Genomic DNA, 20,978 nt, shown 5'->3' with positions numbered 1-20,978 from the left:
AAAAATAATGACAAAACGTGTAACGATTATTGATGTAAAAGACTATGTTGGTCAAGAAGTGACGATTGGTGCTTGGGTTGCCAACAAATCAGGAAAAGGAAAAATCGCCTTCTTGCAATTGCGCGATGGAACAGCCTTCTTCCAAGGTGTGGCCTTTAAACCAAACTTTGTAGAAAAATTTGGTGAAGAAGTGGGGATTGAGAAGTTTGATGTCATCAAACGCTTGAGCCAAGAAACGTCTGTCTATGTGACAGGTATTGTCAAAGAAGACGAACGTTCTAAGTTTGGCTATGAGTTGGACATTACAGACATCGAAGTAATCGGTGAATCTCAAGACTACCCAATCACACCAAAAGAACACGGAACAGACTTCTTGATGGACAACCGTCACTTGTGGCTTCGTTCTCGTAAGCAAGTGGCCGTGATGCAAATCCGTAATGCTATTATCTATGCGACTTATGAGTTCTTCGATAAGAATGGCTTTATGAAGTTTGATAGCCCAATTCTTTCAGGAAATGCGGCGGAAGACTCAACTGAACTCTTTGAAACGGACTACTTCGGAACGCCAGCCTACTTGAGCCAATCAGGTCAACTTTACCTAGAAGCAGGTGCTATGGCTCTTGGTCGTGTATTTGACTTTGGTCCAGTATTCCGTGCTGAAAAATCAAAAACACGCCGTCACTTGACTGAGTTCTGGATGATGGATGCAGAATACTCATACTTGACACACGATGAGTCACTTGACTTGCAAGAAGCTTATGTAAAAGCTCTTCTTCAAGGTGTTCTTGATCGTGCGCCTCAAGCCTTGGAAACATTGGAACGTGATACAGAACTCTTGAAACGCTACATTGCAGAGCCCTTCAAACGTATCACTTACGATCAAGCCATTGACCTCTTGCAAGAGCATGAGAATGATGAAGATGCTGACTACGAACATCTTGAGCATGGTGATGACTTTGGTTCACCACATGAAACTTGGATTTCAAACCACTTTGGTGTGCCAACATTTGTCATGAACTACCCAGCAGCCATCAAGGCCTTCTACATGAAACCAGTTCCTGGAAATCCAGAGCGCGTGCTTTGTGCAGATTTGCTTGCACCAGAAGGTTATGGAGAAATCATCGGTGGGTCTATGCGTGAGGAAGACTACGATGCATTAGTTGCTAAGATGGATGAACTTGGCATGGATCGTACAGAATATGAATTCTACCTTGACCTTCGTAAATACGGTACAGTTCCACACGGAGGATTTGGTATCGGTATCGAGCGTATGGTAACCTTCGCAGCAGGAACAAAACACATCCGTGAAGCTATCCCATTCCCACGTATGTTGCACCGTATTAAACCGTAAATAAAAAATCAAAGTAAGAGGTCATATCGGTCTCTTACTTTTTTAGAATTAAATTTCTAGAAAACACATTAATATATATATATATATATATTAAAATTTCCTACATATTTTGCATATAAACGTAGACAATTTAATTGAAATAATGTTATAATGTAAATTAGGGATTAGGTACCTAAGTGTAGCTGCTTTAATGTATAAATTAAGCTGGAAATGGAGGCGTTTTCTAAATACTTGGGTGTAATTCCGCAATTAACATATATTTTAAAAAAAGGAGAAACCATGTATTCAAGAATGGAAAAAAATCACGGACAAAAAGTGCAACGCTTTTCAATCCGTAAGTATAGTTTTGGTGCGGCATCAGTAGCTGTAGCAGCTTACATGATGTTTGGTGGAGCAGCAACTGTTCAGGCTCACGAGCAAGGTACATCAACTACAGTGACTAGCGAAAAGGTTAACTCTGATGCTGGAAATCAAGCAGATTCAACCATGCCTCTAGCTTCGACTGGAACTGCTACACCAACAGCTGAGCAACCATCAACACCAGCGCCTGCAGCAACGCAACCAACAGCACCGACTGAAACACCAAAAGCCGAAGAAGCTCTAGCACCAGCTTCAAAGGCTGACACAAGCAAATTGGAAGCAGCTATTGCTCGTATGGAAGCAGCTCTTGAGAAAGCAGGTCTAACTGAAAAGACTGCCTCAGCCATTGAAGCAGCAAAAGCAGAACTTGCTAAGGCTCAAGCCCTTTTGTCAAACGATAAAGCGACACAAAAAGAAGTTGATTTTTCAACAAGTTCATTGAAAAACAGAGCTTTCGTTGTTGAAAGTATGCCAAAAGCATCTGCAGACAAGAAAGAAAACAAAAACCAAGATTCACGTAATGGAAAAGCTATTCCAGGACAAGGTGAAAGTGGATTTAGAGATGGAGCTGCAACAGCTAATCCAATTATTCCTGCTACTGAAGGACCAACAAATAACAATAAATTAGGTTCAGGAAACAACCCAGCTGATGGTGTATTTGAAAGTGCAAAAAATCAATTTGGTGATATTGATTTTGCTAATGCTACAGAAAAAAGTAAAGAAGTTAAAAAACAATGGTCAAGATCTACTGCATCTCAAGGTGGGAATACTGAAATTTTAGGTAGTTTAACTTATAACTGGAAAGAAAAAGAAATTACCGCAGCAGAAGCTAACAATAATAATGCCTTGAATGGTTGGAAAATTGAAAGTGGAGAAAAAGTAACTGCAGTTAAACCTGAAGCACCAACTAATGTTTCAGCTGATCGTCCAGCAGGTTTCGATCCTAAACCATCGAAAGTGTATGATTTAGATGGAAAAGTTACTCAAAGAGATAATGAGAATCCAGCTCCAGGAAACCCACTTGGTGTAAATGCTGCTAACCAAAGTTATGCGAATGGTGTGAACTACTCAGGTATGGTAGGAACTCATGATTTACCAAAAGGATATTATCTAGAATTAGGAAAACAAGGTACAAAAATTTCGAAAGAGTACGCAGTAAATGGAAATTCTAGAGTGATGCTAAGTGCTATCACAGGTGGTGCTTATGGTAATGCCGGAACTGCTGGAACAGGTGAAAAAGTAAAAATTACTGTTAAAGACGACAAAGGAAATGTAATTGCTAGCATCAGAGATGACCGTACGATTGGTGAAAAATTCGAAGAATCACATATTTCTGAACCTGCTGGTGATGGAGGAAATGGTGACGGTTGGGCTGAATACCGTGCGATCTATGAAATTCCAAAAGATGTCACAAAAATTAAAGTTGAAATTGAAGCTTTAAACGATGGTACAGCGATTAACAATTCATATTTAAAAAGAACAAATACTAAGGTAACAGATGGTTACTTCGTTGGTGCTGTTAACTTGGCAGTTGGTACTGGTGTAGAAATGACTACCAATGTTAAAAGCAACAAGAAGGAAGGTAAGTTCGGAGAAGATAATCTGTATAAATCAAAACAAAAAGGTGAATTCGAATTTACAGTAAACAGTGTTGGTGGAACTCGTCTATACGGATCTGCAGAAACAGAAATCGAAGTTCCTGAAGGGGTAGATCTTCCAAATAATATTACAAATCCAACAGGATGGGTTTGGTTTGGAGATACACCGGTTGCTCCTAATAATATTCAATGGGATCCAGCAACTAGAAAATTAAGATTAAAATATAATACATCAAAATCTAATAACGGCGACGCTCCATATATCGGTGTAGGTTCTAATGGTGGTAAGAATGATGGAGTGCGTAAATTCAGATTGCCATTTACAACCGCTGATAACTATAAAGGTACAGCTACATTTAAAGTGAAAACATCATTACCAAATGGTTTGCGAGATGGAGAAGATAATAAACTGTTAAATACAGGTGATGTTTCTAATGCTAATGGTAAATATCATCCAGTAGTAAATGGTGTAAGAAATACTGACCAACCAGATTACTACTACAATAAAACTATTTATATTGATACAGTTAAGCCACAAACTCCAACAGTAGAAGCAGTTCATACAGACAGTGTTACTGGAGAAAAAACTGATAAAAAACAACCAACAGAATTATTAATTTCTGTACCTGCAGAAAAAGATCCTAACTTAACAGATGAAGCTAGAGAAAAACAAGATATTGCAGCTAACGATAAAAATAATGGAACCACTCGTAATGCTGATACGGAAGTAGACAATATTAAAAAAGCTATTGGTGGCTTAACTTCAATGAAAGTTACTTTACCAAATAGTAAAACACCGATTACATTAACGAAAAAAGAAGACGGTTGGTATAACGGTGAAACAAAAGTAGAAGTACGTGATGGTAAATTAGTTGTACCAGTTCCTGCGGGTACTGATTTAACAGAAGCAAGTGATACAACTAACCCAGATAAACGTATTAAAGTTACAGTATTAGACAAGGCAGGAAACGAATCAGATCCAGCATATGGAGATGTTATCAATAATGCTCCGACTGTAGAAACTAAGAAAAAAGATATCTATGTTTATAAAACTCCAGCAGATAAAAAGTTAACGGCTGATGAAGTACTTAAAAAATCAGAAGCTACCGCTACTGACTTAGAAGATGATCGTGATGGTGTTGATTCTACTAAACCAACGATTGCTGTAAGTAATGACGGTGGGTTAGATTCAACTAAGCCAGGAGATTATACAGTAAGAGTTCAAGCTACAGATAGTGAAGGTAAAAAATCTAATATTGATACTACAACAGTTCACGTATTAGATTTAATTACAGTAGATCCAACAGTAACAGCTGACCCAACAAATCCAAGTACAACAGCTCCAGTATCTCCAAAAACAGCTGATACACCAGTTAAACCAGGAGATGAAAATTATGGTAAATACCCAGCTGGTGTAACACGTGATGACTTAGTTAAAGAAGTGACACGTACGGTTAAATTTATCAATGTTAATGATAAAGATAATCCAAACGCTCAACCTATCGACCCAGAAACGGCTCCAGATAGAGTTCAAAAAGTAACTTACAAACGTACAGCAACTGTAAACCCAGAAACAGGTGAAGTAAAATACTCTGATTGGACTGTTTATGAAGGAGCAGAAATATCAGATGCTTCAGTAGAAGATGGAAAAGGTAAATTTAATGAAGTTACTTCTCCAGTAATTGAAAACTACTTACAAGTAGAGCCTGCTGATAAAACTATCGAAGAAAAAGAAGCACCAATACCATCTGAAACAGGTGAAGTTACTAATGAAGTAGTGAAAGTTCTTTATAAAGAAATTGGATCATTTACACCTGAGTATCCAGCTGGTAAGAAACCACAAGATGCACCAGATACAATTAAATATCCAAACAATCCAAATGACCCAACAAAACCTGGTGATTTCAGTAAGGTAGTTATTCCTTATGTAGATGGATATGTTCCAAAATATAATGGAGTAGAATTAACACCAGTTGATCCTGCAGATCCATCTAAAGGATACAAAGTTCCAGATAACTTTGACCCAACTGATAAATTCGGTAAGACTCCAATTCAATATGCACCTGGAATTCAAAAAGCTACAGTTAACTTTGTTTCTGTAGATGCAGCTGGTAAAGAAACACCATTAGATGAGAAGTTTAATATTACTGATCTTTCAGGTAAAGCTGGAACACAAATTCCAGAAGATAAAATTCAAGCTCGTCTTGATGTGTTAAAATCAATGGGTTACACAGTTAAAGAAAATCCATTCGATCAAGATCCAACATTTGATTCTGATTCAGATAAAGATCAAAGCTTTACAATTAAGTTAACTCCAAAAGTTTCAACACCAACTCCTGTTTATGTTGTGGAAGGTGATAAACCAACAGCAGAAAAACTAAAAAATGCGGTTACTACAGAAGGAAATGACAAAACTGTAGATGAAACTAAGATTCCTGAAACAAAAGGAAAAGTTGGAGATGATACATTAACTGCACCAGTAACAGTAACATACGGTTCAGGTGATAATAAACGTGAAGAAACTGTTAAAGTACCAGTGAAAGTTGTTCAAGGATACCCACAAATCGTACCAGTAGATCCAAAAACTGCTCCAAAAGCAGAAGATAGCATTGACCCATCTGATTATCCAGAAGGTGCGAAATTCACTTATGAAAAAGAACCTGATACATCATCAACTGGAGATAAAGAAGTTAAGGTTATCGTAACAGATAAAGATGGTAACGAATTAGTAAAAGTACCAGCAACAGTACGTGTAGTTGGAGCTTATAGACAGTATGTGCCTGTTGATACTAAACCTGAGACAGTCTTGGCTAAAGATAATATTGATCCAGAAGAGTTTCCAGAAGGAACAACATTTGAGTACAAGGATAAAGATAATAAACCAGTAGATACAAAAACAACAGGAGATAAAGATGTTGTTGTTGTAGCAAAACTTAACGGTGAACCAATTGCAGAAATTCCAGCGAAAGTTACTGTAGTAGGTCCTAAGACTCAATATGTAGTAGCAAATCCTGAAAATACTCAACCAAAACCAGCAGACAGCCTTGTAGATAAAGAGAAATATAGCTTCCCTGATAATGCTACTTTCGAATACAAAGAGAAAGTAGATACAAAAACACCAGGTGAAAAAGATGTAACTGTAGTTGTTAAAGATGAAGGTAAAGATACAATCGTAGAAGTACCTGCGAAAGTTAAAGTGGTACAAGGAAATCCACAAATCATTCCTGTAGATCAAGGTCAACCACTTGCAGAAAACAGTATTAACAAAGGTGATTATCCAGAAGGTGCTACATTCGAATACGAAAAAGTAGATGGAAAAGATCCGGTTAATATTTCGGAAGCTGGGGATAATCCAGTAACAGTTGTAGTTAAGGATAAAGATGGTAATAAACTTGTAACAGTACCAACAACAGTACGTGTAGTTGATGCATATAGACAATATGTACCAGTAGATACAGATCCTAAGAAAGTAATTCCTGCAGAAAATATTGTCCCAACTGACTTCCCAGACGGAACAACATTTGAGTATAAAACTCCAGTGGATACAACAACACCAGGAGATAAAGATGTTGTTGTTGTAGCAAAACTAAATGGTGAACCAATTGCAGAAATCCCAGCGAAAGTTACTGTAGTAGGACCTAAGACTCAGTATGTAGCAGTAGGAAACGAACCAGATGTAAATAAATCTGTAGATCCATCAGTATTCCCTAAAGAAGCAGAAGCAAAACCTGAATATAAAGAAAAAGATATTTCTAAAACACCAGGTGAAAAAGATGTAACTGTAGTTGTTAAAGATAAAGATGGAGATTCTATCGTAGAAGTACCTGCGAAAGTTATCGTGGTTCAAGGTAAAGAGCAAGAAGTTACAGTGAATCCAGATAAAGCTCCAGAAGCAAAAGATAATATTAATCCTAAAGACTTCCCAGAAGGGGCAAAATTTACATTCAAAGAACAACCTGATACAAAAACACCAGGTAAGAAGAATGTAATTGTAGTTGTTAAGGATAAAGATGGTAATCTATTAGTTGAAGTTCCAGCAGTTGTAAATGTGGTAGAACGTAAAGAAGAGCCACAAACACCAAAAGAAACTGTTACAGCAACACCAATCGTGGTTGAAGTAGGAACGCCAATCACTAAAGAAGATGTGAAAGGTCATGTTAAATTACCAAAAGATGCTGAAATTATCGAAGTTGGGGAAATCCCTACAACTGAAACACCAGGAGTGAAACCAAGTGTTAAAGTGAAGGTGAAACTACCAACAGGAGAAATTGTAGTAGTAGACGTCCCAGTAACGGTAATTCCTAAACGCATTCCAGAAACTAATCCATATAATGGAGATGGATATAACGGTGGTGGAAATGGTGGTAGCAACTACAGACCAGCACCACAAACACCACAGACTCCACAACCCGCTGGACCAACTGCTCCTGAACAACCTGCAGCTCCAACAGCTCCAGCAGAACCAGGACAACCAGCAACACCAAATCAAACTCAACCAGTGGCACCAGCTCAAGTAGATGCAACAGTAGCAACTGACACAGCTGCTAAACCAGCAACACCTAAATATGTTGATGGTCAAAAAGAATTGCCTAACACAGGTACAGAAGCTAACGCTAGCCTCGCAGCACTTGGACTTCTTGGAGCCCTAAGTGGATTTGGACTTCTTGCTCGCAAGAAAAAAGAAGACTAAAAACTCATAGTTTTTAAGAAGATGATTCGTCATCTTCTTTTTTTATTTCGGTGTTTTTACTTGCGTAAAAAAAAGTTTTTTAGTATAATAGTTTATTGTGAGCGAACCTCACTTACCCCTTGCAAAGTCTTGGGGTCATTAGACCAAAAGGAGGAACATATCAATGGCTAAATACGAAATTCTTTATATCATTCGTCCAAACATTGAAGAAGAAGCTAAAAACGCTTTGGTAGCACGTTTTGACTCTATTTTGACTGACAATGGTGCAACTGTTGTTGAATCAAAAACTTGGGAAAAACGTCGTCTTGCATACGAAATCCAAGATTTCCGTGAAGGACTTTACCACATCGTTAACGTTGAAGCAAACGACGACGCAGCTCTTAAAGAGTTTGACCGTCTTTCAAAAATCAACGCTGACATTCTTCGTCACATGATCGTCAAAACTGACGCGTAAGAAGGTAAACTATGATTAACAATGTTGTACTTGTAGGGCGTATGACACGTGACGCTGAGTTGCGTTATACCCCATCAAATGTAGCAGTTGCGACTTTTACTCTTGCAGTAAACCGTACATTTAAGAGTCAAAATGGCGAACGTGAGGCTGATTTTATCAATGTCGTTATGTGGCGCCAACAGGCTGAAAACCTTGCTAACTGGGCTAAAAAAGGCTCACTTATCGGGGTGACAGGTCGTATCCAGACTCGTAGTTACGATAACCAGCAAGGACAACGTGTCTACGTGACAGAGGTCGTGGCTGAGAATTTCCAAATGTTGGAAAGCCGTAGTGTGCGTGAGGGACATACAGGTGGAGCTTACTCTGCACCAACTGCAAACTATTCAGCACCTACAAATTCAGTACCAGACTTTTCACGTGATGAAAATCCATTTGGAGCAACAAATCCATTGGATATTTCAGATGATGATTTACCATTCTAATGGACAACTAAAATTATAAAGGAGAAAAAACATGGCTCAACAACGTCGTGGCGGATTCAAACGCCGTAAAAAAGTTGATTACATCGCAGCAAACAAAATTGAATATGTTGATTACAAAGATACTGAGCTTCTTAGCCGTTTCGTTTCAGAACGTGGGAAAATCCTTCCTCGTCGTGTAACAGGAACTTCAGCTAAAAACCAACGTAAAGTAACAACAGCTATCAAACGCGCTCGCGTAATGGCTTTGATGCCTTTCGTAAACGAAGATTAAAGAAAAGACCCGGTTGGGTCTTTTTTTCACGAGCTTTGAAATGAGAGAGCGAGTTTGGGTCCGGGTGGACCTCTTTTTCAGACCCGGTTGGGTCTTTTTTTCACGAGATAGTTTTTTTCTGAACTTGGCGTGCTATAATGGTAATAGAAAGAATACAGGTGGGTAAGTCAAAGATGAATTGCACGATTAGAAATATGATTAAGTCTGATATTGAATCCTTATCTCATGGATTTATGAATCAAGGTTGGCCTGGTAGAGAGGAAATTTTGGCTAGATATTTTCTGGAACAGGAAAGTGGGGAGAGAGAAGTCTTAGTTGCAGAGATTGATGGTGCTGTAGCGGGCTACGTTACCATTTTGCCCTCTGCTAAACATGGTCCTTTCGCAGAAGTCTATCCAGAATTATCAGATTTTAATGTGTTTGAGCCTTTTCGAAATCAAGGGATTGGGAATCAACTGCTAGAAGAAGCAGAAAAACGAGTCAAGTTTGTTTCTAGTAAGGTCACTCTTGGTGTAGGTTTGCACTTAGGCTATGGCCCTGCCCAGAGATTGTATATCAGACGGGGCTACATTCCAGATGGGACAGGTGTCTGGTATCAAAATCAACTCTTGGAAATGAATGCAACTAGCCAAAATAATGATGATTTGGTTTTATACTTATCCAAGGATTTACAATAAAACTGGAAACTTTTTGAAAATAGGGGATTTAGCTACTTTATGGTATAATGGAAAGAGTTAGATTGAAAGAGGTAGTGAGATGGATGTCAAATTAAGATACAAGGCAAAGAAAATCAAGATTGTCTTTTTTGATATTGATGATACATTGCGAAATTCAAAGACAGGTTTTATTCCAGCTTCAATCCCAACTGTTTTTAAGCAATTACGTGAGAAAGGAATTTTGACAGGTATTGCTTCTGGACGAGGGATTTTTGGTGTTGTTCCAGAGATTCGTGATCTCAAGCCTGACTTTTTTGTAACTTTGAATGGGGCTTATATCGAAGATAAAAAAGGTCAGGTCATTTATCAGCATCAGATTGAGAAGTCAGATGTTGAGGAGTATATCTCTTGGGCCAAGCAAGAGGGAATTGAGTATGGTTTGGTTGGGAGTCATGATGCCAAGTTGTCGACTCGCACCGATATGATTAGTGAAGCGATTAATCCAATTTACCCCGATTTAGAAGTAGATCCTGATTTTCATGAAAAAGAAGATATCTATCAGATGTGGACTTTTGAAGATAAAGGAGATGACTTGCACTTGCCTGATAGTCTCTCAGACAAACTTCGCATGGTTCGTTGGCATCAACATTCGTCTGATATTGTGCCGATTTCAGGCTCCAAAGCGACGGGGGTGGAAAAGGTTGCGGAACACCTTGGCTTGAAACCAGAGAACGTCATGGTTTTTGGAGATGGCCTCAACGACTTGGAACTCTTTGATTATGCTGGAATCAGCGTTGCAATGGGAATTTCTCATGATAACATCAAAGAAAAAGCAGATTATATTACAAAAACATTGGAAGAAGATGGCATTTTTGATGCCTTAGAAGGATTTGGTATGGTAGAAAAAGAATTGCATTTCCCACAAGTAGACATTGAAACAGTAGAAGGTCCTATCGCGACTATTAAGACCAATCACGGAGACTTGCGTATCAAGCTTTTCCCTGAACATGCTCCTAAAACAGTAGCTAACTTTGTAGCTCTTTCAAAAGATGGCTACTATGATGGTGTCATTTTTCACCGTATTATCAAGGACTTTATGATTCAAGGTGGAGACCCAACTGGAACTGGTATGGGTGGCGAGTCAATCTACGGCGAATCATTTGAGGATGAATTCTCAGAAGAACTTTACAATATTCGTGGTGCCCTTTCCATGGCTAATGCTGGTCCAAATACCAACGGTAGCCAGTTCTTTATCGTGCAAAATCAACATTTGCCTTATTCTAAGAAAGAAATTGCTCGTGGTGGTTGGCCGGAACCGATTGCAGAAATCTATGCCAACCAAGGTGGAACTCCTCATCTAGACCGACGTCACACTGTATTTGGTCAGCTAGCTGATGAAGCTTCTTACGCTGTCTTGGATGCCATTGCTGCTGTTGAGACAGGGGCCATGGATAAGCCAGTTGAAGATGTCGTGATTGAAACAATTGAAATCGAGGACTAAGATGAAAATCGGTGATAAGCTAAAGGGCCGTATTACAGGGATTCAGCCCTACGGTGCCTTTGTTGAGCTAGAGACGGGTGATACGGGGCTGATTCACATTTCAGAGATTCGGACAGGCTTTATTGAAAATATCCAAGAAGCCTTGAAAGTCGATGAAGAGGTTCAAGTGCAAGTAGTGGATTTAGATGAATTTACAGGGAAAGCTAGTCTTTCTATCCGTACTTTGGAGGAAGAAAAGCACCAGTTTCCAAGACGGAGACGCTTTTCAAGCGACCGTTTTAACTATGGCTTTGCTCCTCTCAAACGAATGATGCCAATTTGGACCAAGGAAGCCCTTCAACATTTGAAGAATCAGAAGCACTAGTTAGAAATCTCTATCTTTTGTAATGTTAATATGAATTTGCTATAATAAGACCATGGAAGAAGAACAATTATTAAAATCAGGAGAGCGCATTAACCAGCTCTTTTCGACAGATATCAAAATCATTCAAAATAGAGAGGTCTTTAGCTATTCGGTGGATAGTGTTCTCTTGTCACGTTTTCCACGTTTTCCTAAAAAGGGCTTGATAGTGGATTTTTGCGCTGGAAATGGAGCAGTGGGGCTATTTGCTAGCACTCGGACTCAGGCACAGATTTTGGCTGTTGAGATTCAGGAGCGTTTGGCGGATATGGCTGAACGCTCTGTCCGTTTGAATGGTTTAGAAGAGCAGATGGAGGTCATCTGTGATGATTTGAAAAATATGCCTGCTTACATCCAGGGAAGTAAGGTGGATATGATTTTGTGTAATCCACCCTATTTCAAGGTGGATCCTCATTCTAATCTGAACGAGAGTGAACATTATCTCTTGGCTCGCCACGAAATCACGACCAATTTGCAGGAAATCTGTCGTAGTGCCCAGAGTATTCTCAAATCTAATGGACGCTTGGCCATGGTTCATCGTCCTGATCGACTTTTAGATATCTTGGACAGCTTACAACGGCATAATCTAGCTCCTAAGCGCCTGCAGTTTGTTTATCCAAAAAGAGAAAAGGAAGCCAACATGCTCTTGATTGAGGCTATCAAGGATGGCTCTACAAGTGGTTTTAAGGTCTTACCGCCTTTGATTGTCCACAATGATGATGGTTCCTATACGCCCGAACTTGAAGAGATTTATTATGGATCATAAGGCTTATATGTATGTGCTGGAGTGTCGTGATGGTTCCTATTATACAGGATATACGACTGATGTGAGAAGACGCCTCGATGTCCACAATAGTGGGAAGGGAGCCAAATATACACGAGCCCGTTTGCCGGTCAAACTCATCTATGCTCAAGGTTTTGCTAGCAAGGAAGAAGCCATGTCGGCAGAAGCCCTGCTTAAGCGTAAGAAACGGCCGCAGAAGGAGCAATTTTTATCTGAAAATCAAGATAGAAATTTACTCATACTCAATGAAAATCAAAGATCAAACTAGGAAGCTAGCCGCAGGTTGCTCAAAGCACTGCTTTGAGGTTGTAGATAAGACTGACGAAGTCAGTCACATATAAAATCCAAGGTGAAGCTAACGAGGTTTGAAGAGATTTTCGAAGAGTATCAGTTATTTTGAAGAATCGTGAGGAGTCCTTTGACTCCTCTTACTTTTGTCAAAAAACAAAAAAAATGCTACAATAAAGAGAATAAACAAAATGAGGTATTATCATGTCTAAGATTCTAGTATTTGGTCACCAAAATCCAGACTCAGATGCCATCGGGTCATCTGTAGCCTTTGCCTACCTTGCAAAAGAAGCTTACGGTTTGGATACGGAAGCTGTTGCCCTTGGAACTCCAAATGAAGAAACAGCCTTTGTCTTGAACTATTTTGGTGTAGAAGCACCGCGTGTTATCGCTTCTGCTAAAGCAGAAGGTGCAGAGCAAGTTATCCTGACTGATCACAATGAATTCCAACAATCTGTATCAGATATCGCTGAAGTAGAAGTTTATGGTGTTGTAGACCACCACCGTGTGGCTAACTTTGAAACTGCAAGCCCACTCTACATGCGTTTGGAGCCAGTTGGATCAGCATCTTCAATCGTTTACCGTATGTTCAAAGAACATGGTGTAGCTGTGCCTAAAGAGATTGCTGGTTTGATGCTTTCAGGTTTGATTTCAGATACCCTTCTTTTGAAATCACCAACAACACACCCAACAGATAAGGTTATTGCTCCTGAATTGGCTGAATTGGCTGGTGTTAACTTGGAAGAATATGGTTTAGCTATGTTGAAAGCTGGTACAAACTTGGCTAGCAAATCTGCTGAAGAATTGATTGACATCGATGCTAAGACTTTCGAATTGAACGGAAATAATGTCCGTGTTGCTCAAGTAAACACAGTTGATATCGCTGAAGTTTTGGAACGCCAAGCAGAAATCGAAGCTGCAATTCAAGCTGCTAATACAGCAAACGGCTACTCTGACTTTGTCTTGATGATTACAGATATCGTCAACTCAAACTCAGAAATTCTAGCACTTGGTGCTAACATGGACAAGGTCGAAGCGGCTTTCAACTTCAAACTTGAAAACAATCATGCCTTCCTTGCTGGTGCCGTTTCACGTAAGAAACAAGTGGTACCTCAATTGACTGAAAGCTTTAATGCTTAAGATTTTGGGTGTCAAATCAAATTAGGAAAGGCTAGTTTGGCTTATATCGAAAGGAGTTTCGGCTCCTTTTTTTTCTAGGAGTGAAGCATGTTAGCAAATGGCGATTTGATTTTTGTGAGAGATGAGTCTGACATAGGACAGGCCATCCAGACTTCCACAGGCAACTATAGCCATGTTGCCATTTATTTGGATGGGATGATTTACCATGCTAGTGGAAAGGCGGGTGTTATCTGTCAAGAACCAGCAGACTTCTTTGAACCCAATCACTTGTACGACCTCTATATTTACTCAGAAATGGATATCCAGTCTGTGAAGGAAAGAGCTTGCAGACATCTTGGAGCACCCTACAATGTTTCTTTCTATCCAGATGGAGAAGGTTTTTACTGTTCCCAGTACATGGCAGAAATTCTCCCCATTTTTGAAACTATTCCTATGAAATTTGGAGATGAGGAGCAGGAGATTAGTGATTTTTGGAAGGAGTATTATAGAGAACTAGGTCTGCCTGTTCCTCTGAACCAAGCTGGGACCAATCCTAGTCAGTTGGCAGCATCGCCTCTGTTAGAAAGTAAAGAAAGGAATCTTCATGATTCAGATTTTTAATCCATCTCGTTTGACGAGACAGCCATTTTTTAGAGAATTGATCCGCTATCTGGATCAGCATGATGATGTGATTCTACGGGAAATTAAGGCCAAGTTTCCAGATGTAGCAGTTGACAAACTCATGGAAGAGTATATAAAGGCAGGTTTGATTCTACGAGAAAATAAGCGTTATTACCTTAATCTTCCTATGCTTGAATCACTCGATAGTCTCGAACTGGATCAAGAGATTTTTGTCAGCGAAGATAGTCCGGTCTATCAAACCTTGTTAGAGCAGAGTTTTGAGACGGAATTGCGCAATCAAACCAATGCTGCTATTTTAGTTGAAAAGACAGACTTTGCGAGAACAAAAATGACCCTTTCCAATTATTTCTACAAGGTCAAACATCAGTATCCTTTGACAGAAAAACAGCAGGATCTCTATGACATTTTGGGAGATGTCAATCCTGAGTATGCTCTCAAATATATGACGACTTTTTTGTTGAAATTTCTCAAAAAAGACCAGCTTATGCAGAAACGCCGTGATATCTTTGTGGACAGTTTAGTTGTCCTAGGTTATATTGTCCAAAATGAAGATGGAAAGTATGAGTTGGCTATCGATTTGGATAAGGAAAGATTAACTTTATACTTGGACTGATTTCTTGTTTCTGAGCACATTATTTGACTTTCCTTAGTATTCGGTATAAACTATATGTAACCGGTAACACATATCGGAATAAAATTAAAGGAGACAATCATATGTCACTTGAAAACAAATTGGAACAAGCAACAGGCGCTATCAAAGAAGGATTTGGTAAAGTTACTGGAGATGGCAAGACTGAAGCAGAAGGCGCTGTAGAAAAGACAGTTGCTAAGGCAAAAGAAGTAGTTGAAGATGCTAAAGGTGCTGTAGAAGGTGCCGTTGAAGGTTTGAAAAACGCTTTTAAATAAAAATAGAAAAAATCAAGGGTTTCATTTCCCTTGATTTTTTTACTATCTTATAAATAATTTTCTGCGACGGCTGCATCTCCTGGATAGGCTTCTTTCTTGCCTTGGACGATTTGGTAGCAATCGGCTCCCTTACCGGCGATAATGACAGCATCTAATTCGTGATTTGTGATAGCCATAGCTGCCTTGATGGCTTCTTGGCGATCCGCAATTTTTTCAACAGGATGATTGATATAGCTACTAATTTCATCTGCAATGGCCATTGGGTCTTCATAGTTGGGGTCATCAGCAGTCAGAAAGACTTGAATCTCAGGGTGTTGATTAAGGAGGAGGCCAAAGTCCTTACGACGGCTTTCTCCCTTATTCCCTGTCGAACCTAACACCAGAGCAATCTTTCCAGTTTGATGAGTTTCTACAACATTGATTAGTTTTTTGAGACTGTCACCATTGTGTGCATAGTCGATAAAAACCTTTGCTCCATTTTTCTGAGTGAGGACTTCCATACGACCAGGAACACGGGTTGCAGCGATTCCTTTTTTGATGTCCTCAAGACTAGCTCCGAGACGGAGGCAAGCAAGTCCAGCAGCAACGGCATTTTCTTGGTTGAAGTGTCCAATGAGTTGAATATCATAATCTCCAGCGAGTTTACCTCTAGCTGAAAAGCTAAAGGCTTTGGAATTCTCGATTTGGTTATCAGACTGGCTACCGTAGAAATCATGGTCTTGATCTGCGACTTGTTCTTTTAGTACAGAGAAGTGGTCCATGTCACTGTTAATGATGACTGCTCGGCTATTTTTCATCAAGAGACGCTTGTGGTAGAAGTAGTCTTCAAAGCTAGGGTGTTCAATCGGGCCGATATGGTCGGGGCTGATATTGAGGAAAACTCCCACATCAAAGGTTAGACCATAGACACGTTTGACCAGATAGGCCTGACTGGAGACTTCCATGATGAGGTGGGTACGGTCATTTTGCACAGCTTGATTCATCATATCAAATAGGTCAATACTCTCAGGAGTTGTCAATGCAGACTTGAAGAAAGTCTTGCCATCTAGAGTTGTGTTCATAGTCGAGAGCATGGCCGGTCGATGTCCTTGAGATAAAATGTTGTAGGCAAAATAGGCTGCTGTTGTCTTACCCTTGGTTCCAGTGAAGGCAAGGAGTTTGAGTTTGTTCTGTGGATTTCCATAAAATTCCATAGCAATCAAACTCATGGCTTTCTTGATATCGCTGACGATAATAGCAGGAATACCAACCTCATAATCTTTTTCAGCCACATACCAACCGAGGCCTTGAGAGATGGCAGAAATCAGGAATTCCTTCTTAAAGGCAGCACCCTTGACGAAAAAGAGGCTCTTCTCTTTGGCCTTGCGACTATCATAGCAGATGGTGTCAAATACGACATGGCTGTAGTTGTAGTGATAGTGTCCTTGGTCGATAATCTCGCGGAAGAGACTATCTTTCTTTAAAATATCTAATACGGTTTCAATCTTAATCATACTTTCTATTGTAAACCGAAAGTCGTAAATTTACAAGTGACAAGGAAAAGTTTATAATGGAAGATGAGGAATTTTTCCTAGTGATTAAAATTAAATGAGGAATCTATGTCTAACGAAAACAATCACCAGCAGGCCCAGATGTTACGGGGGACTGCTTGGCTAACGGCTAGTAACTTTATCAGTCGTCTACTCGGTGCCATTTATATCATCCCTTGGTATATCTGGATGGGGTCTTATGCGGCTACAGCAAATGGTCTCTTCACCATGGGCTATAATATCTATGCCTGGTTCTTGCTGATTTCAACAGCAGGGATTCCAGTTGCGGTGGCCAAGCAAGTGGCCAAGTATAATACCATGCGAGAAGAAGAGCATAGCTTTGCCCTGATTCGGAGCTTTTTAGGCTTTATGACAGGACTAGGTCTGGTTTTTGCTTTAGTCTTGTATCTCTTTGCTCCATGGCTAGCAGACTTGTCGGGTGTAGGGAAAGACCTGATCCCAATCATGCAGAGCTTGGCTTGGGCGGTCTTGATTTTCCCATCTATGAGTGTTATCCGAGGTTTCTTCCAAGGGATGAATAACCTGAAACCTTATGCCATGAGCCAAATCGCTGAGCAGGTCATTCGTGTTATCTGGATGCTTTTAGCTACCTTTATGATTATGAAAATGGGCTCAGGAGATTATCTAGCAGCGGTTACCCAATCCACCTTTGCTGCCTTTGTCGGCATGGTAGCTAGTTTTGCAGTTTTGATCTATTTCCTTGCCAAAGAAGGATTACTTAAAAGAGTCCTTGAAACAGGAGATAAGATAAACAGCAAGCGTCTTTTGGTCGACACCATTAAGGAAGCCATTCCTTTTATCTTGACAGGGTCTGCTATCCAGCTTTTCCAAATCTTGGACCAAAATACCTTTATCAATAGCATGAAGTGGTTTACAAACTATAGTAATGAAGACTTAATTGTCATGTTTTCTTATTTCTCTGCCAATCCTAATAAAATCACTATGATTTTGATTTCGGTTGGAGTTTCGATTGGGAGTGTCGGTTTGCCACTTTTGACTGAAAACTATGTTAAGGGGGACTTGAAGGCAGCTTCTCGTCTAGTTCAGGACAGCATCACTATGCTTTTCCTATTCTTGCTACCAGCAACGGTTGGAGTAGTCATGGTAGGAGAACCTCTCTATACTGTCTTCTATGGTAAGCCAGATAGTTTGGCTATGGGATTGTTTGTCTTTGCAGTTTTGCAGTCTACTATTTTAGGCTTGTACATGGTTTTGTCTCCAATGCTTCAAGCAATGTTCCGCAACCGCAAGGCCGTTCTCTATTTTATCTATGGTTCCATTGCCAAGCTGGTCTTACAACTGCCAACCATTGCTCTCTTTCACAGTTATGGACCTTTGATTTCCACAACCATCGGCCTTATTATTCCTAATGTTTTGATGTATCGGGACATTTGCAAGGTAACTGGTGTTAAGCGCAAGGTGATTTTGAAACGAACCATTTTAATCAGTTTGTTAACTCTTTTCATGTTTCTTGTAGTTGGGACATTGCAGTGGATTTTAGGATTTGTCTTCCAACCAAGTGGACGTTTGTGGAGTTTCCTATATGTAGCTCTTGTCGGTGCCATGGGGGGAGGAGTTTACGGATTCTTGAGTCTTCGTACCCGTTTATTGGATAAGGTGATTGGAAAAGCTCAAGCAGATCGCTTACGAATCAAATTAAAGTTAACTTAAAAAATATTTATAAATAAAAGGGATAATTTGAACATTTCTATCATGAAATGCTTGGATTATTCTCTTTTTTATTAATTTGTATTATATTTTTTATAATTTGTAGATAGTAATTTAATTTTTCTTAAATTTTACTTAAAAAACTATTGACTAAATAAAACCTGTAATGTATAATAAGACAAATATTTAAATCAGGAGGTTCTGGAAATGAAAAAGTCTAAGGCCAAGTATGCAACGCTTGCAGGTGTCGTGTTAAGTGCAGGTATTTTGTTAAGTGCCTGTGGAAATTCTAGCACAGGGTCAAAAACATACAATTATGTTTATTCAAGTGATCCATCTAGTTTGAACTATCTAGCAGAAAACCGTTCAACAACTACTGATATTGTGACCAACCTGGTAGATGGTCTCATGGAAAATGACCAATATGGGAACTATGTCCCATCCTTGGCTGAGGATTGGAGTGTTTCTAAGGACGGTTTGACCTATACCTACAAACTGCGGAAAGATGCTAAATGGTATACTGCAGATGGAGATGAATATGCTCCTGTAACTGCCCAAGATTTTGTCACTGGTTTGAAATATGCGGCTGATAAAAAATCAGAAGCCTTGTACTTAGTGCAAGAATCCGTTGCAGGTTTAGATGACTATATCACTGGTAAAACAAGAGACTTTTCAACTGTCGGAGTCAAGGCTCTTGATGACCAAACCGTTCAATATACCTTGGCACGACCAGAACCTTACTGGAACTCAAAAACAACCTCAACTATTCTCTTCCCAGTCAATGCGGATTTCTTGAAATCAAAAGGGGATGATTTTGGGAAGGTAGATCCATCTAGCATTTTGTACAATGGACCTTTCTTGATGAAATCCTTTGTTTCAAAATCGGTCATCGAATACAAGAAAAATCCTAACTACTGGGATGCTAAAAATGTCTTTGTAGATGATGTGAAATTGACTTATTTTGATGGTAGTGACCAAGATGCGTTAGCACGTAATTTTACCGAAGGTGTTTATAGCTATGCTCGTCTCTATCCAAACAGTTCAAGCTTCGAAGGGATTAAAGAAAAGAATAAGGACAATATCATCTATAGCATGCAAGATGCTACTTCTTACTTCTTAAACTTCAATTTAGATAGAAAATCTTATAAATTCACTTCCAAGACAAGTGATGCTGAAAAGAAATCGACTCAAGAAGCGGTTCTTAACAAGAACTTCCGTCAAGCCATTAATTTTGCCTATGACCGTACGGCCTATGGGGCCCAATCTCAAGGAGAAGAGGGGGCAACTAAGATTTTGCGTAACCTAGTTGTTCCTCCAAACTTCGTAAGTATCAATGGAAAAGACTTTGGTGAAGTAGTTGCGTCTAAAATGGTCAACTATGGTAAGGAATGGCAAGGAATCAACTTTGCAGATGCCCAAGATCCATACTACAATCCAGAAAAAGCTAAAGCTAAATTTGCTGAAGCTAAGAAAGAACTCCAAGCCAAAGGAGTCCAATTCCCTATACACTTAGATAAAACTATAGATTTGGCTAATAAGGCTGAAATTCAAGGGATTAATTCCATGAAGCAATCAATAGAATCTGTCTTAGGTGCAGATAATGTTGTGATTGATGTTCATCAACTTTCTACAGAGGACTATGATAGTTCAGGTTATCTTGCTCAAACTGCAGCTCAGAAGGATTATGATCTTTACAATGGTGGTTGGACTGCAGACTATCAAGATCCTTCAACCTATCTTGATGTCTTTAACGTTAATTCTGGTGGTTTGATGCAAAATCTAGGTATAGAGCCAGGTGAAGCCAATGACAAAGCCAAGGCTGTTGGACTGGATGTCTACACTCAAATGTTGGAAGAAGCTAATAAGGAACAAGATCCAGCTAAACGCTATGAAAAATATGCAGATGCCCAAGCTTGGTTGGTGGATAGCTCTCTAGCAATTCCAAATGTTTCACTTGGTGGAACACCAACATTGAGAAAAATCGTTCCTTTCTCAACACCATATTCATTGGCTGGTAATAAAGGGGTTGAATCATATAAATATCTCAAATTACAAGATAAGACAGTCACAAAGGATGAATATGAAAAAGCTAAAGAAAAATGGCTGAAAGAAAAAGAAGAATCCAATAAAAAAGCCCAAGAAGAATTGGCAAAACATGTCAAATAAGGATTTTTCAAGAAAAACGATGGTTTCGAAAGAAGCCGTCGTTTTTATATAGAATGCTGGCGAATTTGGAAGAAAAGTGCTTACATTTTTTA

The 20,978-nt window shown here is 39.4% G+C and carries 17 protein-coding genes; 16 read left to right on the top strand and 1 reads right to left on the bottom strand.

The features are described 5' to 3' along the window. The first annotated feature begins 7 nt into the window (after positions 1-7). The 14 genes from asnS (at position 8) to M1G05_RS04860 (ending at position 15,502) form a co-directional block, all read left to right on the top strand. Entirely contained in the window at positions 8-1,351 is a 1,344-nt protein-coding gene (gene asnS, locus M1G05_RS04925) for an asparagine--tRNA ligase (RefSeq protein ID WP_150922247.1), read from the top strand. A 279-nt stretch (positions 1,352-1,630) separates the two neighbouring features. Then, positions 1,631-7,999 (top strand): Rib/alpha-like domain-containing protein, encoded by a 6,369-nt coding sequence (locus M1G05_RS04920; RefSeq protein WP_247953236.1) that lies wholly within the window; start codon positions 1,631-1,633, stop codon positions 7,997-7,999. Between the two features lie 163 nt (positions 8,000-8,162). Continuing rightward, a complete protein-coding gene (gene rpsF / locus M1G05_RS04915; protein ID WP_001151786.1) occupies positions 8,163-8,453 on the top strand; it encodes a 30S ribosomal protein S6 in 291 nt (96 codons plus the stop codon). Positions 8,454-8,464: 11 nt separating this feature from the next. Beyond that, positions 8,465-8,935 (top strand): single-stranded DNA-binding protein SsbA, encoded by a 471-nt coding sequence (gene ssbA, locus M1G05_RS04910; RefSeq protein WP_000609606.1) that lies wholly within the window; start codon positions 8,465-8,467, stop codon positions 8,933-8,935. A 31-nt stretch (positions 8,936-8,966) separates the two neighbouring features. Beyond that, positions 8,967-9,206, top strand: a complete 240-nt coding sequence (gene rpsR / locus M1G05_RS04905; RefSeq protein ID WP_000068664.1) for a 30S ribosomal protein S18 — start codon at positions 8,967-8,969, stop codon at positions 9,204-9,206. A gap of 173 nt (positions 9,207-9,379) precedes the next feature. Next, complete coding sequence (locus M1G05_RS04900; RefSeq protein WP_247953235.1) at positions 9,380-9,883, top strand: GNAT family N-acetyltransferase; 504 nt, start codon at positions 9,380-9,382, stop codon at positions 9,881-9,883. A 79-nt stretch (positions 9,884-9,962) separates the two neighbouring features. Continuing rightward, positions 9,963-11,363, top strand: a complete 1,401-nt coding sequence (locus tag M1G05_RS04895; RefSeq protein WP_247953234.1) for a bifunctional Cof-type HAD-IIB family hydrolase/peptidylprolyl isomerase — start codon at positions 9,963-9,965, stop codon at positions 11,361-11,363. Position 11,364: 1 nt separating this feature from the next. Then, positions 11,365-11,727, top strand: coding sequence for a S1 RNA-binding domain-containing protein (locus M1G05_RS04890; RefSeq protein WP_000689605.1), 363 nt, complete (start codon positions 11,365-11,367; stop codon positions 11,725-11,727). Positions 11,728-11,779: 52 nt separating this feature from the next. Beyond that, positions 11,780-12,529 (top strand): tRNA1(Val) (adenine(37)-N6)-methyltransferase, encoded by a 750-nt coding sequence (locus tag M1G05_RS04885; RefSeq protein ID WP_000390769.1) that lies wholly within the window; start codon positions 11,780-11,782, stop codon positions 12,527-12,529. Beyond that, the gene (locus M1G05_RS04880) at positions 12,519-12,815 is read left to right on the top strand and encodes a GIY-YIG nuclease family protein (protein WP_125443720.1); all 297 of its coding nucleotides are present in this window, start codon (positions 12,519-12,521) and stop codon (positions 12,813-12,815) included. The genes M1G05_RS04885 and M1G05_RS04880 overlap by 11 nt, the downstream gene beginning before the upstream one ends. Positions 12,816-13,039: 224 nt before the next feature. Beyond that, positions 13,040-13,975: a manganese-dependent inorganic pyrophosphatase gene (locus tag M1G05_RS04875; RefSeq protein ID WP_247953233.1), complete on the top strand. Its 936-nt coding sequence runs from the start codon at positions 13,040-13,042 to the stop codon at positions 13,973-13,975. A gap of 87 nt (positions 13,976-14,062) precedes the next feature. After that, complete coding sequence (locus M1G05_RS04870; RefSeq protein ID WP_247953232.1) at positions 14,063-14,575, top strand: YiiX/YebB-like N1pC/P60 family cysteine hydrolase; 513 nt, start codon at positions 14,063-14,065, stop codon at positions 14,573-14,575. Beyond that, positions 14,559-15,209, top strand: a complete 651-nt coding sequence (locus M1G05_RS04865; RefSeq protein WP_247953231.1) for a DUF1803 domain-containing protein — start codon at positions 14,559-14,561, stop codon at positions 15,207-15,209. Before M1G05_RS04870 ends, M1G05_RS04865 begins: the two co-directional genes overlap by 17 nt. A gap of 101 nt (positions 15,210-15,310) precedes the next feature. Continuing rightward, positions 15,311-15,502 carry a CsbD family protein gene (locus tag M1G05_RS04860; protein ID WP_000051182.1) on the top strand — a complete coding sequence of 64 codons (192 nt, stop codon included), beginning with the start codon at positions 15,311-15,313 and terminating at the stop codon, positions 15,500-15,502. A gap of 47 nt (positions 15,503-15,549) precedes the next feature. On the opposite strand, the gene M1G05_RS04855 is transcribed toward M1G05_RS04860, so the two are convergent. Further along, the gene (locus tag M1G05_RS04855) at positions 15,550-16,995 is read right to left on the bottom strand and encodes a UDP-N-acetylmuramoyl-L-alanyl-D-glutamate--L-lysine ligase (protein ID WP_247953230.1); all 1,446 of its coding nucleotides are present in this window, start codon (positions 16,993-16,995) and stop codon (positions 15,550-15,552) included. A 105-nt stretch (positions 16,996-17,100) separates the two neighbouring features. Between M1G05_RS04855 and M1G05_RS04850 the strand changes: the two genes are divergently transcribed. Further along, positions 17,101-18,723, top strand: coding sequence for a putative polysaccharide biosynthesis protein (locus tag M1G05_RS04850; protein ID WP_125393634.1), 1,623 nt, complete (start codon positions 17,101-17,103; stop codon positions 18,721-18,723). A 204-nt stretch (positions 18,724-18,927) separates the two neighbouring features. Then, a complete protein-coding gene (locus M1G05_RS04845; protein WP_247953229.1) occupies positions 18,928-20,886 on the top strand; it encodes a peptide ABC transporter substrate-binding protein in 1,959 nt (652 codons plus the stop codon). Positions 20,887-20,978 lie beyond the last annotated feature (92 nt).

This window comes from Streptococcus mitis, assembly GCF_023109515.1.
Classification (GTDB): Bacteria; Bacillota; Bacilli; order Lactobacillales; family Streptococcaceae; genus Streptococcus; species Streptococcus mitis_CS.
The sequence above is the reverse complement of the archived record's forward strand: the minus strand, read 5'-3'. Positions and strand labels throughout refer to the sequence as shown.

Coding starts and splice junctions, on each gene's coding strand:
- M1G05_RS04870 (WP_247953232.1), top strand. CDS start 14,063: ATGTTAGCAAATGGCGATTTGATTTTTGTGAGAGATGAGTCTGACATA.
- rpsF (WP_001151786.1), top strand. CDS start 8,163: ATGGCTAAATACGAAATTCTTTATATCATTCGTCCAAACATTGAAGAA.
- M1G05_RS04875 (WP_247953233.1), top strand. CDS start 13,040: ATGTCTAAGATTCTAGTATTTGGTCACCAAAATCCAGACTCAGATGCC.
- M1G05_RS04850 (WP_125393634.1), top strand. CDS start 17,101: ATGTCTAACGAAAACAATCACCAGCAGGCCCAGATGTTACGGGGGACT.
- M1G05_RS04920 (WP_247953236.1), top strand. CDS start 1,631: ATGTATTCAAGAATGGAAAAAAATCACGGACAAAAAGTGCAACGCTTT.
- rpsR (WP_000068664.1), top strand. CDS start 8,967: ATGGCTCAACAACGTCGTGGCGGATTCAAACGCCGTAAAAAAGTTGAT.
- M1G05_RS04890 (WP_000689605.1), top strand. CDS start 11,365: ATGAAAATCGGTGATAAGCTAAAGGGCCGTATTACAGGGATTCAGCCC.
- ssbA (WP_000609606.1), top strand. CDS start 8,465: ATGATTAACAATGTTGTACTTGTAGGGCGTATGACACGTGACGCTGAG.
- asnS (WP_150922247.1), top strand. CDS start 8: ATGACAAAACGTGTAACGATTATTGATGTAAAAGACTATGTTGGTCAA.
- M1G05_RS04895 (WP_247953234.1), top strand. CDS start 9,963: ATGGATGTCAAATTAAGATACAAGGCAAAGAAAATCAAGATTGTCTTT.
- M1G05_RS04865 (WP_247953231.1), top strand. CDS start 14,559: ATGATTCAGATTTTTAATCCATCTCGTTTGACGAGACAGCCATTTTTT.
- M1G05_RS04885 (WP_000390769.1), top strand. CDS start 11,780: ATGGAAGAAGAACAATTATTAAAATCAGGAGAGCGCATTAACCAGCTC.
- M1G05_RS04855 (WP_247953230.1), bottom strand. CDS start 16,995: ATGATTAAGATTGAAACCGTATTAGATATTTTAAAGAAAGATAGTCTC.
- M1G05_RS04860 (WP_000051182.1), top strand. CDS start 15,311: ATGTCACTTGAAAACAAATTGGAACAAGCAACAGGCGCTATCAAAGAA.
- M1G05_RS04880 (WP_125443720.1), top strand. CDS start 12,519: ATGGATCATAAGGCTTATATGTATGTGCTGGAGTGTCGTGATGGTTCC.
- M1G05_RS04845 (WP_247953229.1), top strand. CDS start 18,928: ATGAAAAAGTCTAAGGCCAAGTATGCAACGCTTGCAGGTGTCGTGTTA.
- M1G05_RS04900 (WP_247953235.1), top strand. CDS start 9,380: ATGAATTGCACGATTAGAAATATGATTAAGTCTGATATTGAATCCTTA.